At 65.8% G+C, this 12,787-nt stretch carries 15 protein-coding genes and 1 riboswitch; of the genes, 1 reads left to right on the top strand and 14 read right to left on the bottom strand.

The annotated features are described in order from the left end of the window. Nucleotides 1–329: 329 nt before the first annotated feature. The 14 genes from EGJ22_RS19935 to cobO all read right to left on the bottom strand — a co-directional run bounded on the left by EGJ22_RS19935 (nucleotide 330) and on the right by cobO (nucleotide 11,619). Entirely contained in the window at nucleotides 330–878 is a 549-nt protein-coding gene (locus tag EGJ22_RS19935; RefSeq protein WP_009686207.1) for a glutathione peroxidase, read from the bottom strand. Nucleotides 879–923: 45 nt separating this feature from the next. Beyond that, nucleotides 924–1,046 (bottom strand): hypothetical protein, encoded by a 123-nt coding sequence (locus tag EGJ22_RS26605; RefSeq protein WP_256671874.1) that lies wholly within the window; start codon nucleotides 1,044–1,046, stop codon nucleotides 924–926. Continuing rightward, entirely contained in the window at nucleotides 1,043–2,245 is a 1,203-nt protein-coding gene (locus EGJ22_RS19930) for an MFS transporter (RefSeq protein ID WP_125920365.1), read from the bottom strand. The genes EGJ22_RS26605 and EGJ22_RS19930 overlap by 4 nt, the downstream gene beginning before the upstream one ends. 62 nt (nucleotides 2,246–2,307) lie before the next feature. Further along, nucleotides 2,308–2,712: a MarR family winged helix-turn-helix transcriptional regulator gene (locus EGJ22_RS19925; RefSeq protein ID WP_009686204.1), complete on the bottom strand. Its 405-nt coding sequence runs from the start codon at nucleotides 2,710–2,712 to the stop codon at nucleotides 2,308–2,310. A gap of 82 nt (nucleotides 2,713–2,794) precedes the next feature. Then, on the bottom strand, nucleotides 2,795–3,523 hold the full coding sequence (locus EGJ22_RS19920) for an adenosylcobinamide-GDP ribazoletransferase (RefSeq protein ID WP_125920364.1): 729 nt from the start codon (nucleotides 3,521–3,523) through the stop codon (nucleotides 2,795–2,797). Nucleotide 3,524: 1 nt separating this feature from the next. Then, nucleotides 3,525–4,091 (bottom strand): histidine phosphatase family protein, encoded by a 567-nt coding sequence (locus EGJ22_RS19915; RefSeq protein ID WP_125920363.1) that lies wholly within the window; start codon nucleotides 4,089–4,091, stop codon nucleotides 3,525–3,527. Beyond that, nucleotides 4,088–5,143 carry a nicotinate-nucleotide--dimethylbenzimidazole phosphoribosyltransferase gene (gene cobT, locus EGJ22_RS19910; protein WP_125920362.1) on the bottom strand — a complete coding sequence of 352 codons (1,056 nt, stop codon included), beginning with the start codon at nucleotides 5,141–5,143 and terminating at the stop codon, nucleotides 4,088–4,090. Before cobT ends, EGJ22_RS19915 begins: the two co-directional genes overlap by 4 nt. 61 nt (nucleotides 5,144–5,204) lie before the next feature. Next, nucleotides 5,205–5,726 (bottom strand): bifunctional adenosylcobinamide kinase/adenosylcobinamide-phosphate guanylyltransferase, encoded by a 522-nt coding sequence (gene cobU, locus EGJ22_RS19905; RefSeq protein ID WP_009686200.1) that lies wholly within the window; start codon nucleotides 5,724–5,726, stop codon nucleotides 5,205–5,207. Between the two features lies 1 nt (nucleotide 5,727). Beyond that, nucleotides 5,728–7,182 (bottom strand): cobyric acid synthase, encoded by a 1,455-nt coding sequence (locus EGJ22_RS19900; protein WP_009686199.1) that lies wholly within the window; start codon nucleotides 7,180–7,182, stop codon nucleotides 5,728–5,730. Continuing rightward, nucleotides 7,179–8,171 (bottom strand): threonine-phosphate decarboxylase CobD, encoded by a 993-nt coding sequence (gene cobD / locus EGJ22_RS19895; RefSeq protein WP_047149816.1) that lies wholly within the window; start codon nucleotides 8,169–8,171, stop codon nucleotides 7,179–7,181. Before cobD ends, EGJ22_RS19900 begins: the two co-directional genes overlap by 4 nt. Beyond that, nucleotides 8,164–9,072 (bottom strand): adenosylcobinamide-phosphate synthase CbiB, encoded by a 909-nt coding sequence (cbiB, locus tag EGJ22_RS19890; protein WP_125920361.1) that lies wholly within the window; start codon nucleotides 9,070–9,072, stop codon nucleotides 8,164–8,166. The genes cobD and cbiB overlap by 8 nt, the downstream gene beginning before the upstream one ends. After that, nucleotides 9,069–9,719, bottom strand: coding sequence for a 5,6-dimethylbenzimidazole synthase (gene bluB / locus EGJ22_RS19885; protein ID WP_009686195.1), 651 nt, complete (start codon nucleotides 9,717–9,719; stop codon nucleotides 9,069–9,071). Before bluB ends, cbiB begins: the two co-directional genes overlap by 4 nt. Beyond that, nucleotides 9,716–11,011, bottom strand: coding sequence for a cobyrinate a,c-diamide synthase (locus EGJ22_RS19880; protein WP_125920360.1), 1,296 nt, complete (start codon nucleotides 11,009–11,011; stop codon nucleotides 9,716–9,718). The genes bluB and EGJ22_RS19880 overlap by 4 nt, the downstream gene beginning before the upstream one ends. Continuing rightward, nucleotides 11,008–11,619 (bottom strand): cob(I)yrinic acid a,c-diamide adenosyltransferase, encoded by a 612-nt coding sequence (cobO, locus tag EGJ22_RS19875; protein ID WP_009686193.1) that lies wholly within the window; start codon nucleotides 11,617–11,619, stop codon nucleotides 11,008–11,010. The genes EGJ22_RS19880 and cobO overlap by 4 nt, the downstream gene beginning before the upstream one ends. 120 nt (nucleotides 11,620–11,739) lie before the next feature. After that, nucleotides 11,740–11,958, bottom strand: a riboswitch (cobalamin riboswitch). Between the two features lie 155 nt (nucleotides 11,959–12,113). Between cobO and EGJ22_RS19870 the strand changes: the two genes are divergently transcribed. After that, a complete protein-coding gene (locus tag EGJ22_RS19870; RefSeq protein WP_029887556.1) occupies nucleotides 12,114–12,692 on the top strand; it encodes a hypothetical protein in 579 nt (192 codons plus the stop codon). Nucleotides 12,693–12,787 lie beyond the last annotated feature (95 nt).

Raw genomic sequence — 12,787 nt, 5'->3', positions numbered from 1 at the left:
CTTGATCTTGATCTTCGCGACTTCAGGAGGCCGAGCGGAGGGCATGCGGAGGGAGGTGACGGGCATGGATGCCCGTCAAGCGCTGAGGCCCCAGGGACGGGGCCTGCAGCGCGTACTCCCGGGAGCATGCCCGTAGCGAGGGGACCCCGGAGCGCAGCGCAGGGGCCGGATGACGGGAGCGCAGCGTTTTTTGGTTACTTTTTGTCGCGTTTGACAAAAAGTGACTCGCCGTAAGGGCGAAAAGGTGACTACGCGTCGCTATCGCAGCTGAAGTTTTCGCGCCACCAAAACCAGTGCCAAAAAGCTTTCAAGCTACGCAATAACCCCCATCACTGCGAAGCAATAGCCTTCTCGATAGCCGCCCGGAACGCCGGATCATCCGGCTTGGTCAGGCTGGAAAAATTACCAATCACCTTGCCCTTGCGATCAACCACATATTTGTAGAAATTCCACTTCGGCGCACTGCTCTGGTTGGCCAATTCAACGAACAACGGAATCGCATCCTTGCCCCGAACCGGCTGGGCCTTGGTCATGGTGAACGTCACACCGTAGTTGGCATAGCACACCTTGGCCGTCTTATCGCTATCGGCGTCTTCCTGCTTGAAGTCATTGGACGGCACACCCAACATCTCCAGGCCTTGTTCGTGATACGCCTTGTACGTTGCTTCAAGCCCCTCGAACTGCGGCGCAAAACCACAGTAACTGGCGGTGTTCACCACCACCAGAGGCTTACCAGCAAACCGCTCGCACAGCTCGATCTGCCCCTTGCCCCGCAATTCCGGCAAGCTGCCCTGCAACAACGCAGGGCAATCGGCCGCCCAGCTCGACGCACTGGCCAGCAAGCCCAGCACCGTCACCGTCAACCCCTGTATACGCATGTCTGTTGCTCCCGCAATCCAAGCCTTGAGCTTGCAGGGTAGCGCCTAACAGACGCTCATGCCCAACTGCATCAACGCCAAGCCCCCGCGGTGCCAGCCCCACCACACCAGCGCCAGCAGCAATAACCCGGCAACAGCCAGCAGCCCGCGCCCCCAATGGCAGCTCATGCTGCCTGCGCCTGCAAGCGGGCGACCGGGCGTTCGCGTACCGGCCAGTTCAGGGCGGCAGCCAACACGCTGAGCAGGATGGAGATCTGCCACACCAGGTCATAGCTGCCCGTGCGGTCGTACACCACCCCACCCAGCCAGCCCCCCAGGAACGCACCCAGCTGGTGGAACAGGAACACGATACCGCCCAGCATGGAAAGGTTGCGCACCCCGAACACCGTCGCCACGGTGCCATTGGTCAGCGGCACGGTAGACAACCACAGCAGCCCCATGGCGATACCGAACAGGTAGGCACTGAACTGAGTCACCGGCGCCCACAGGAACAGCACGATCACCACCGCCCGCAGCAGGTAAAGCCCGGTCAGCAAGCGCGGTTTGGACATGCGCCCACCCAGCCAGCCAGCCGTGAAGGTGCCGACAATATTGAACAGCCCAACCAGCGCCAGCACCGTGGTACCGGTACTCGCGGGCAGATGCTGGTCAACCAGGTAGGCCGGCAGGTGCACGCCGATGAACACCACCTGGAAACCGCAGACGAAGAAGCCCAACGCCAGGAGCCAGAACCCAGGATGCGAACACGCCTCACGCAACGCCTGGCCCAGCGTCTGCTCGGCACCATGGCTGGGCAATGGGCGGTCGCGCAGCAGGCCCACAAAAGGCACGATGAATGCCACCAGCAGCCCCAATACCAACAGGGCCGCCGACCAACCCAGCCACTGGATGAGGCCAAGAGTGCCCGGCAACATGGCGAACTGGCCGAACGAACCTGCGGCGCTGGCGATGCCCATGGCCATGCTGCGCTTGTCGGCCGGCACAGCCCGCCCGACCACACCGAGGATCACCGAAAAGGAAGTGCCGGAGAGGCCGATACCAATCAGCAAGCCCGCACTCAGCGACAACGACCAGGCCGAGTCGGCCGTGCCCATCAGGATCAACCCCACGGCATAAAGAATACCGCCGATGATCACTACCCGGGCCGCGCCCAGGCGGTCGGCCAAGGCGCCGGCAAAGGGTTGCGCCAGCCCCCAGATCAGGTTCTGCAAGGCAATGGCGAAGGCAAACACCTCACGGCCCCAGCCAAAATCGGCGCTCATGGGCGCCAGGAACAGGCCGAAACCGTGCCGTACACCCAATGACAACGCCAGAATCAACGCTGCCCCCACCAATACCCACCCGCTGGTTCGCCACACCGAAGTCATTATCGTTATCTCCAGCACATCGCAAGGTTTACGGGTATATACCCGCTTATGGTCGTATCATTTCAGGCCAGCTGGTTCAGCAGGCGCACCAGTTGATCACGCTGCCCGCCCCCCAGGCGTTCCACCAAATCGGCTTGCGCCTGCTCCCAGGCAGGGTGGGCAGCTTGCAGCAACTGCTTGCCGGCTGCGGTCAGCAACACCTCACGGTTACGCTGGTCATCGCCCTCGGCCAAGGCTACCAAGCCCTCTGCCTGCAGCACACGCAGGTTGCGGCCCAACGTACTGCGCTCCAGCCCCATGGCCTCGGCCAGGGTTGTGATGCTGGGACGCTCAAGGCGCTGCAGGTGCCGTAACAGCGAAAACTGGGCGACATTCACCCCGAAGCCGGCAAGGGCTTCGTCGTAATGCCGGGTTACCCCACGGGCAGCACGGCGCAAATGGATACAAAGGCATTCACTGGTCAGCATGGATACGTGTATATACCCGCGTGTTGCCTGTTGCAAGAAGTTTCATGGTGCCGGGCGAAGCGCCGCTGGAGTGGCACCATGCTCAGAGCCCCAGCGCCATGCCAAGCACCACCGCCAGCTCAAGCAGTTCCAGCAGCGCCCCGGCCGTATCGCCCGTTGTGCCACCCAGGCGTCGGCACATGAGCTGCCGCAGCCAGGCAAATACCGCCAGTGCCAGCACCACGCTCCACCCGCCCAGCCACAGGCAAAACAGCGCACAACCCAGCAGTACCCAGCCCGCGGCGCGCCGTGGCAGATGCTCCGCCAACGCCTGCCCCAGGCCACCTGGCCGCACGTAAGGGGTGCACAGAAACAAACCCAGCATCGCCGCCCGCCCCAGCAGCGGCGCCAGCAGCAGGTGGGCAGTGACGCCCTGCTCGACCAGCACCCAAAGGGCACAGAACTTCAGCAACAGCACCAGTATCAGGGTCACCACGGCCATTGGCCCGCTGCGTGGGTCTTTCATGATCCGCAGCGTGCGCTCGCGGTCGCCAAAGCCGCCCAGCCAGGCGTCCGCACTGTCGGCCAGCCCGTCCAGGTGCAAGGCCCCGCTGAGCAGCACCCACAGTGCCAACAGCAACGCCGCGTGCAGCGGCGCCGGCGTGCTTTGCAGCAGGTGGCTTGCCAGCCACAACAGCAACCCGAACAGCAGCCCGACCAGCGGGTAATAGAGCAGCGAACGGCCCACCTCACGGGCGGCGGGCATGCCCGGCAGGCTCACCGGCAAGCTGCTGAGAAACTGCAAGGCGATCCAGAACGGCAACGGCAGCATCTCAACCTTCCTCGACCAATAGCCGGCCCTCACGCACCAACAAGCGGACCAAGGCACCATGCCCGACCTCGACCTGCAACAGTTGGTGCCTGGGCAAGCCGCGAGCACGCGCCAGCAGCAGGCGCATCACCCCACCATGGGTGACCAGCAGCACACGCTTGCCGGCGTGCTGCTGGTGCAACCCCTCGACCGCCGCCAGCACCCGTGCCGCAAAGGCGTGCACCGGCTCGCCGTTAGGCGGCGTGAAGGCGTAGGGGTCTGCCCAGAACTGCCCCAGCGCATCGGCCTGGTCTTGCATGATCTGTGCGGCGCTGCGGCCTTCCCAGTCACCAAAGTGCAGTTCTTGCAGGGCAGGCACCCGGCACACCGGCAAATTCAGGTGCGCACCCAGCTCATCGGCAAACCGCGCACAGCGCTGCAGCGGCGAGCTGACCAACACCTGCCACGGGCCGGCACCGGCCACGGCACTGCGCATCTGGGCCCAGCCTTGGTCGGTCAGCGCGTCATCCAGGCTGCCACGCAGCCCGCCCTGCTCGGTTTCGCCGTGGCGCAGCAGGTCGAGGATCATGCCGGGCGGTCCGCCACAGCGGCTTCGGCAAAGGTCGCCATTTGCCCATGCAGCGCACACGCCAGGCGTAACAGCGGTACCGCCAATGCGGCGCCACTGCCCTCGCCCAGGCGCAGGCCCAGGGCCAGCAACGGCTCGGCCTGCAGCGCCGCGAGCAGGGCCTTGTGCCCAGGCTCGGCACCTTCGTGAGCGAACAGCAGCCAGGCCCGGCACTGCGGGTTCAGGCGCACCGCCACCAGCGCAGCAACGCTGCAGATGAAGCCATCGACCAGTACTGCGATACCCGACTGCGCGCAGCCGATATAGGCGCCGACCAGGGCAGCGATCTCGAACCCGCCAACGCACCCCAATGCCTGCAACGGCGCGTCAGCCCGCAGGCCATGCAGGCGCAACGCCTGTTCGATGACCTGCGCCTTGTGCCGCACACCCGCGTTGTCCAGGCCGGTGCCAGGCCCGCTCAGCTGTGCCGCCGGGCAGCCCAGCAAGGCGCTGGCCACGGCAGCCGCGGCAGTCGTGTTGCCGATGCCCATCTCGCCACCAATGAACAACTGCGCACGCTGTTCGGCCGCGCGCAAGGCGCTGTCGCGGCCCGCCTGCAGGGCTGCCAGCAGCTGGTCTTCGGTCATCGCCGGCTGCCGGGCAAAGTTCGCGGTACCGGCCCCCAGGCGCAAATGGCGCACGCCGGGCAGCTCCAGCTGTAGGTCGATGGTGCCGAGATCGACCACCTCCAGGCTGGCGTGCAGTTGCCGCGCCAGCACACTGATTGCCGCGCCACCGCCGACGAAATTGCACAGCATCTGCCCGGTTACCGCCTGCGGGTAGGCCGAGATGCCTTCCTCGACCACACCGTGGTCACCAGCAAAAATGGTGATGGCCAGCTGGTCCAGCACGGGGCGTTCCTGCCCCTGCAAACCGGCCAGCTGAATGGCCAGGCCTTCCAGCTGGCCAAGCGAGCCGGCAGGTTTGGTCAGTTGCTGCTGACGCGCGCGGGCCTGGTCCATGGCGGCGTTGTCGAGGGGTTGGCAGGGGGTTTGCCACCAGGGTTGGGTCATCGGGGGAAGCCTGTTCAGGGTTGGACAATGGGTAGTGAGGGTTGCACGGTGCATGGCTGGGTCATGGCGCGGCGCCCTTGAGCACCAATGGCAACCCGGCAACCGTCAACACCACGCGTTGACAGCGCTCGGCCACCGCCTGATGCATCCAGCCAGCCAGGTCGACATAACGCCGGGTCAGCTCGCCCATGGGCACCACCCCCAGGCCGGTTTCGTTACTGACCAGGATAACCGTGCCAGGCAGTTGCTCCAGGCAATCGAGCAGCGCATCACGCTCCTGGGCCAGGCGTTGGTCATCCTCCAGCATCAGCAGGTTGGTCAGCCACAGGGTCAGGCAATCCACCAGCAGGCAACGCCCCTCGGCCGCTTCTGCGCGCAATACCGCCGCCAATGCCAGGGGCTCTTCGATCAAACCCCAGGCGGCAGGGCGTCGTTGCCGGTGCAGCGCTACCCGCTCGTTCATTTCACCGTCCAGCGGCTGGCTGGTGGCTATGTAGGTCACGGGCAGGCCGCTGGCAGTGGCCCATTGCTCGGCCAGGCGGCTTTTGCCCGAACGGGCACCGCCGAGGATCAGGCTGCGCATGTCAGGCCACCCCGCACAGTTGGCGCAACAAGGTGGTGTTCAGGTGCGCGTCCACCAGGTCGGCCAGGCGCTCGATGTCACGTTCACGCAGGGCTTCGTAGTCAATGGCCTGCACATCGTCCAGGCCCGCCCAGCGCAGCAGGGCGGCACATGAATGGCTGCCTTCGAACAGCCCATGCAGGTACGTGGCCAGCACCTGCCCGTCGTCGCTGATGGCACCGTCGCTGCGGCCATCGGCCAACTGCACGGCAGGCTGCGCCAGGGCCGGGCCGCGGGTGACACCCGCATGGATCTCATAACCGCTCACCGCTGCAGCCTCGAGGTTCAGCGTGCCGGTGACATTACGTAACTGCTTCTGGGCTTCGAGCACGGTGGCGTAGTCGAACAGGCCCAACCCGTGGCTTGAACCGGCAGCCCCTTCAAGCCCCAGCGGGTCATGCACTTCATGGCCGAGCATCTGCAGGCCGCCACAAATTCCGATCAGTTTGCCGCCATAGCGCAGGTGGCGTTCGATCGCCTTGTCCCAACCGCGCTCGCGCAGCTGTGCCAGATCGCCGCGGACGCTTTTCGAGCCAGGCAGGATGATCAGGTCGGCAGCCGGAATCGCCTGGCCAGGGCCGATAAATTGCAGGTCTACCTGCGGATGCAGGCGCAAAGGGTCGAAGTCGGTGTGGTTGCTGATACGCGGCAGCACCGGCACGATCACCTTGAGCACGCGGTCCTGCTTGCGGCCCTGGCGCATGTCGATGCCATCTTCGGCTTCAAGGTGCAGGTCGGTGACGTAGGGCAACACGCCCAGCACCGGCTTGCCGGTGCGTGCCTCCAGCCAGTCCAGCCCTGGTTGCAGCAGCGCGATGTCGCCACGGAAGCGGTTGATCACAAAGCCCTGTACCCGCGCCTGCTCACTGGGCGACAGCAGTTCCAGCGTGCCCACCAGGTGGGCGAACACGCCACCACGGTTGATGTCCGCCACCAGGATCACCGGGCAGTCGACCGCTTCGGCAAAGCCCATGTTGGCGATGTCGCCCGCGCGCAGGTTGATTTCTGCCGGAGACCCCGCGCCCTCGACCATGACCACCGGCCAGGCAGCGCTCAGGCGCTGGTGCGAGGCCAGCACTGCCTGCATGGCGACAGCTTTGTAGTCGTGGTAGGCCACCGCGTTCATGCTGGTGACGGCACGCCCATGGATGATCACCTGGGCGCCGGTATCACTGTTGGGCTTGAGCAATACCGGGTTCATGTCGGTGTGCGGCGCCAGCCGGCACGCCTGGGCCTGCACCGCCTGGGCGCGGCCAATTTCACCGCCATCGGCGGTTACGGCACTGTTCAGCGCCATGTTCTGCGGTTTGAACGGCACCACACCCACACCCTGGCGCAACAGCCAGCGGCACAATGCAGTTACCAGCGTGCTTTTGCCGGCGTCGGAGGTGGTGCCTTGCACCATGAGGGTGGTCATGCCGTTTCCTTTTGGTAGGCCGCCAGGGCCTGGGCCAGGCGTTGCTCATCTGCCAGGCTGGCGGGCAGCCCCAGGCGTACTGCGGCAGGCTGCTCGAAAAGCCGCACCAGAATGCCGCGACGGGCGAGAAAGTCGTGCAGGTGGGCTGCGCCTGGGCTGCGTACATACTGGAACAGGTCACAGCCGCCGGTGGGCGTCAGGCCTGCGCTGTGCAGCATGGCCGCCAGTCGCTGGCTGGCGGCGGCACAGCGTTCGGTTTGGGCACGCTGCGCGGCCTGGTCAGCCAGGCTGACTTGGGCCAACACCCGGGTCGGGCCGTTGACGGTCCACGGGCCAAGCAACTCGGCCAGGCGCAACAGCAGGCTGTGCTCGGCCGCCACGAAACCGAGGCGCACGCCGGCCAGGCCGAAGAACTTACCGAACGAGCGCAATACGATCAGACCAGGGCGTGCGCTGCAATCCACCACGCTGTCTGCGGGGGTATTGTCCATGAAGGCTTCATCCACCAGCAGCCAGGCACCGCGCGCAGTCAGCCGGGCGTGCCAGGCCAGCAGCTGCTCACGGGGCACGCGGCGCCCTGTGGGGTTGTTGGGGTTGACCAGCACCAGCACGTCGAGGCCGTCGAGTGCGGCCTCGACCTGTGTTTCGTCCAGCTCGAGCAACTGGTGCCCTGCCCTTTGCCAGGCATGGGGGTGCTCGGCATAGCATGGGCCCAGCACCCCGACCCGTCCGCTGGCACGCAGCAGCGGTAAGGCCTGGATCGCGGCCTGCGAGCCAGCGACTGGCAATACCTGGCTGGCGCCGTAATAGCGGCGCGCGGCCGCTTCCAGGCCGTCCTCGGTTTCCGGCAAGCGGGCCCAGGCTTCAACGGGAATGGGCGGAATGGGAAACGCCCACGGCGCAATGCCGCTGGACAGGTCCAGCCAGTGCTCACGGGCAATCCCGTATTGGTGCACTGCACGCAGCAGGCGACCGCCGTGTTCAAGCATCCAAGTAGGCCCCCAGGCAAATCACCAGCAACCACAGCCATACGCCGCGCTGCACCAGGTTCCAGCCACGCTCGATGGCGTCGGCATCGGCCGCCGGCCCCTCGCCCAGGCGTGGCCGCTCGTGCAGCTCGCCGTGGTACACCGCCGGGCCGCCGAGTTCGACCCCTAGCGCACCTGCACCGGCCGCCATGACCGGGCCGGCGTTGGGGCTGTCCCACAAGGGGCCCTGCCTGCGCCAGCAGGCCACGGCCACACGGGTTTTGCCGAGCAGCGCATAAGTCAGCGCCACCAGCCTGGCGGGAATATAGTTGAGCACGTCGTCGATGCGCGCTGCGCACCAGCCAAAGCGCTCGAAACGCGCATTGCGGTAACCCCACATGGCATCGAGGGTATTGCTCAGGCGGTACAACACCACGCCCGGCGCACCGGCCACCACGAACCAGAACAGCGCAGCGAATACAGCGTCGCTGCCATTTTCCAGCACCGACTCGGTGGCTGCCCGCGCTACCGCAGGCGCGTCCAGCTCGCGGGTTTCACGGCTGACCAGAAAACCTACCCGGCGCCGCGCTTCGTCCAGGTCGCCCTGGCGCAACGCCTGAGCCACTGGCAGCACATGTTCGCCCAAGCTGCGCAGCCCCACAGCGCAGTACAACGCCAGCACATCGACCAGCCAGCCAATGCAGGGCAGCCAGGACAGCACCAGCGCCACCAGGGTCAGCGGCACCACGGCCAGAAACCAGGCGCTGACACCGTGGCTGCGCCAACCGCGGCCACCGGCATTCAGGCGCCGCTCCAGGTGATTGGCCATGTTGCCGAAAGCCACCAGTGGGTGGCGGCGCTGCGGCTCGCCCAGCAACGCATCCAGGGCCACGCCAGCCACGGTCAGCATAGCCACGCTCATTGGCACTCTCCCCATTGGTTTTCGAACAGCATTTCACTCAAGGGCCGCTGCTGGGCCCAGTTTTCCTGGACCAGCATGGGTGCCGGGTAGAACGCCGTAACCGGCCCCAGGCACAGCACTGCCACCGGTTTGGCCCCCGCCGGCATACCCAGCAGGTCCGCAAGGGCCTGCGGGTCGAACAGCGACACCCAGCCCATGCCCAGGCCTTCGCCACGTGCTGCCAGCCACAGGTTCTGAATGGCACAGGCCAGCGACGCCAGGTCCATTTCAGGGAGGGTACGGCGACCGAAGATGTGCGGCTCGCGGTTGTCCATCAAGGCCGCCACCAGCACCTCGGCACAGTCGTTGATGCCTTCCACCTTCAGTTTCATGAAATCGTCGGAGCGCTCGCCCAGGGCTTGGGCAGTACGCAGCCGCTCCGCCTCGACCAAGGCCTGGATCTGCCCGCGCAGTTCACGCCGGGTGATACGAATGAAACGCCAGGGCTGCATGAGCCCGACGCTCGGCGCCTGGTGAGCAGCGGCCAGCAGGCGAGCCAGCACAGCCGGCGCCACTTCCCCACCCGCGAAATGACGCATATCGCGGCGCTCGCCAATGGCTCGGTAGATGGCAGCGCGTTCGGCGGCGCTGAAGGCGTGTTCGCTCATGGCCGTAACAGTGCCGCCGCCGCAGGCGGGTTGGACGGGAAATAGAAATGCACATAGGAGGCGGTCAGCCGCCCGATCCGGTACACCGCTTCATTGCCGCGGCCGCCGTTGGGGCTCAGGCCGCGGGCAATCGGGTCCAGCCCGGTCGTGGTCAGGGAATGGTGGTAGGTGTGCCCGCGCAAGGTGCCTTCCGGCAACTCCACTGCCTGCAAGGCCAGGGCCGCCAAGCGCTTCTGCATGGTCGCCTCACCCGGCAGCAGGCCGAGCAGTTCGGCGCGCTCACCGGCCACGTCGGTCAACGCCTCGAGCAGGTACAGCATGCCGCCACATTCGGCCAGCAGCGGCTTGCCCTGGGCATGGTGGGCGCGGATCGCTGCGCACATCGGCGCGTTCGCCGCCAGCCCGTGATGGTGCAATTCGGGGTAGCCACCTGGCAGGTACAGGCTGTCTACCGCAGGCAGTTCGCGGTCGTGCAGCGGCGAGAAGAAGGCCAGTTGGGCACCCAGGCTGCGCAGCAGGTCGAGGTTGGCACCGTAGGTGAAGGCAAAAGCCTCGTCGCGTGCCACGCCGATACGCACACCGGCCAGCGAGGCTGCGCAGGCGTGTACTGCCGGCTCGGCAAAGCGCACCGGTGGCGGCAGCGCCGCATCGCAACTGGCCCCCAACGCTTCGGCGGCGGCGTCCAGGCGGGCATCGAGATCGTTCAGTTCGCTGGCCTGGACCAGGCCCAAGTGCCGGCTGGGCAATTCGATGCCACGCTCGCGGGACAACCCGCCATACCAGCGCAAGCCTTCGGTCAGGCTGCCTTCCAGCAGCTGTGCGTGGCGCAGGCTGCCGACCCGGTTGGCCAGCACCCCGGCAAACGGCAGGTCGGCCTGGTAGCGCGCCAGGCCCAGGGCCAGCGCGCCGAAGGTCTGGGCCATGGCCGTGCCATCGATCACTGCCAGCACCGGCACACCGAAATGGCGTGCCAGGTCGGCACTGGAGGGGGTGCCATCGAACAACCCCATCACCCCTTCGATCAGGATCAGGTCGGCCTCCCCTGCCGCTTCCCACAACAGCCGGCGGCTTTCCTCCGCGCCGATCATCCACAGGTCCAGCTGGTACACCGGCGCGCCACTGGCCCGTTCCAGAATCATGGGGTCAAGAAAGTCCGGCCCGCATTTGAACACCCGCACCTTGCGCCCGCGGTTACGGTGCAGGCGGGCCAGTGCGGCGGTGACGGTGGTCTTACCCTGGCCGGAGGCGGGAGCCGCGATCAGCACGGCTGGGCAGTGGCGCCCCTGGCTCACAGCTCTACGCCTTTCTGCGCGCGGATGCCGGCCTGGAAGGCATGCTTGAGCATGCCCATCTCGGTCACGGTGTCGGCCAGCTCGACCATTTCAGACTTGGCCCCGCGGCCAGTGACGATCACATGCTGCATCGGCGGCCGGGCCTGGAGGTCGGACAGGACCTGGTCAATGTCGAGGTAGCCGTGCTTGAGGGCGATGTTCAGCTCATCCAGCACCACGAACTGCACGCTGGGGTCCTGCAGCAGCTGACGGGACACCGCCCAGGCGGCTTCGGCGGCGGCGATGTCGCGCTGGCGGTCCTGGGTTTCCCAGGTGAAGCCTTCGCCCATCACGTGGTAGCGCACCTGCTCAGGGAAGCGGCGGAAGAACAGCTCTTCACCGGTGCTGTTGCGGCCTTTGATGAACTGCACCACACCACACTGCATGCCATGGCCCAGGGCCCGCGCAAGCATGCCGAAGGCCGAGCTGCTCTTGCCTTTGCCATTGCCAGTCAGCACCAGCAGCAGGCCGCATTCGTTGGGGGAGTTGGCGATACGTTCGTCGATGACTGCCTTCTTGCGCTGCATGCGCGCCAAGTGGCGTTCGTCGCGTTCGGTGGGTTCGCTCATCAGGGTTCTCCGCTGGCTGTCACCACGGCAACGCGCGGCAATAAAGAGTAGGCAGGCAGACGGAGAACGCGCAGGGGCCATGGCAAGGGGCCAAGGTGCACCGCGCATCACCCTCCGTGATGCCGTTGGCAGATATCAGGCCGGTCTCCGGGCTTGTGAGGGGGCCTTGGCCCTGGCCTGCGCGCCTTCCCGGGTAAACACCCAGTGGCCCTGCGCGGCCGCGACTCACTTACCGTTGCGGGGGCAGCGCCGGACTCGCGCCATGCTGGCGCCCACCGGCTTCCCAGTTTCACCCTGCCCAGTCGGGGCTGGCAGGGCACCTGAAACACGCGCGAAGGTTAGAGGGTTGTACCGGGAGCGTCAATCGGAGTGGGAAGGGAGTGCATACTTGCAAAGAGGCGACGCTGGCCAATTCTCCAGGCTGTGCCAAACTGATAGCACATAGCCATCACGCTCAACTGTACGCCACTACAATGACAAAAGGAGAGTGCAGCATGCGAGGCCACCTCATCAACAACCCGAACCTGGAGTTCCTTGGCCCGGTGCTGGAACGCTGGGTCGACTGCATTGACCGCTGCAACCAGTTTTACGGCGATGGCGAGGCACCTTACTGGCACGGCGCGGCTGCCAATGCCGGGGTGCTGGCAGCCGCGGCGTGGGAGGCTGAGCTGGCGGCATTACAGCAGTTTGCCGGCAAGAAGCAGCGCGATGAAGGTGACCATGAGGGGCGCTGTGATCTGTCGATCAGCAGTGCTGACCAAGTGCTGTACCTGAGCGTGGGTCAGCGGTGGCCAAGGCTGGCGAAGCTGGACATGGCAGCTGCATTGCAGGAAACCGCCGTGCGCGCCCGGCAGGTGGCCTACCCCAGCCAGTTGAAGGCGGGGGCTTTGTTCATCAGCCCATGGAAGGCTGGCCAGCACGCCAGCCCTGAAGAGTTGCAGGACATGGTCGACGACTTGCAGAAACACAGCGCGTGCGCGGTGGCCTGGTACTTCCCGTATGCGTACCGCAAGTTGCATAACGAGCTGGGGCAGTACTTTCCGGGGGTGGCGTTGTTGCTGAAGCAGGCTTGAAACAACGTGGGCGTTGAAACCGCATAGGTATTCGTTCGCGTAGGCGGCGCCGAGTCACCTTTCCGCCCTTACGGCGGGTTACTTTGGTCTTGGCC

This window comes from Pseudomonas sp. p99-361, from assembly GCF_003935475.1.
Classification (GTDB): domain Bacteria; phylum Pseudomonadota; class Gammaproteobacteria; order Pseudomonadales; family Pseudomonadaceae; genus Aquipseudomonas; species Aquipseudomonas juntendi.
This window is presented reverse-complemented; position numbering and strand designations above follow the sequence as displayed.

Coding starts and splice junctions, on each gene's coding strand:
- EGJ22_RS19915 (WP_125920363.1), bottom strand. CDS start 4,091: ATGATCCTCGACCTGCTGCGCCACGGCGAAACCGAGCAGGGCGGGCTG.
- bluB (WP_009686195.1), bottom strand. CDS start 9,719: ATGAGCGAACACGCCTTCAGCGCCGCCGAACGCGCTGCCATCTACCGA.
- EGJ22_RS19935 (WP_009686207.1), bottom strand. CDS start 878: ATGCGTATACAGGGGTTGACGGTGACGGTGCTGGGCTTGCTGGCCAGT.
- cobT (WP_125920362.1), bottom strand. CDS start 5,143: ATGACCCAACCCTGGTGGCAAACCCCCTGCCAACCCCTCGACAACGCC.
- EGJ22_RS26605 (WP_256671874.1), bottom strand. CDS start 1,046: ATGAGCTGCCATTGGGGGCGCGGGCTGCTGGCTGTTGCCGGGTTATTG.
- EGJ22_RS19925 (WP_009686204.1), bottom strand. CDS start 2,712: ATGCTGACCAGTGAATGCCTTTGTATCCATTTGCGCCGTGCTGCCCGT.
- cobO (WP_009686193.1), bottom strand. CDS start 11,619: ATGAGCGAACCCACCGAACGCGACGAACGCCACTTGGCGCGCATGCAG.
- cobD (WP_047149816.1), bottom strand. CDS start 8,171: ATGCTTGAACACGGCGGTCGCCTGCTGCGTGCAGTGCACCAATACGGG.
- EGJ22_RS19900 (WP_009686199.1), bottom strand. CDS start 7,182: ATGACCACCCTCATGGTGCAAGGCACCACCTCCGACGCCGGCAAAAGC.
- EGJ22_RS19870 (WP_029887556.1), top strand. CDS start 12,114: ATGCGAGGCCACCTCATCAACAACCCGAACCTGGAGTTCCTTGGCCCG.
- EGJ22_RS19920 (WP_125920364.1), bottom strand. CDS start 3,523: ATGCTGCCGTTGCCGTTCTGGATCGCCTTGCAGTTTCTCAGCAGCTTG.
- cobU (WP_009686200.1), bottom strand. CDS start 5,726: ATGCGCAGCCTGATCCTCGGCGGTGCCCGTTCGGGCAAAAGCCGCCTG.
- EGJ22_RS19930 (WP_125920365.1), bottom strand. CDS start 2,245: ATGACTTCGGTGTGGCGAACCAGCGGGTGGGTATTGGTGGGGGCAGCG.
- cbiB (WP_125920361.1), bottom strand. CDS start 9,072: ATGAGCGTGGCTATGCTGACCGTGGCTGGCGTGGCCCTGGATGCGTTG.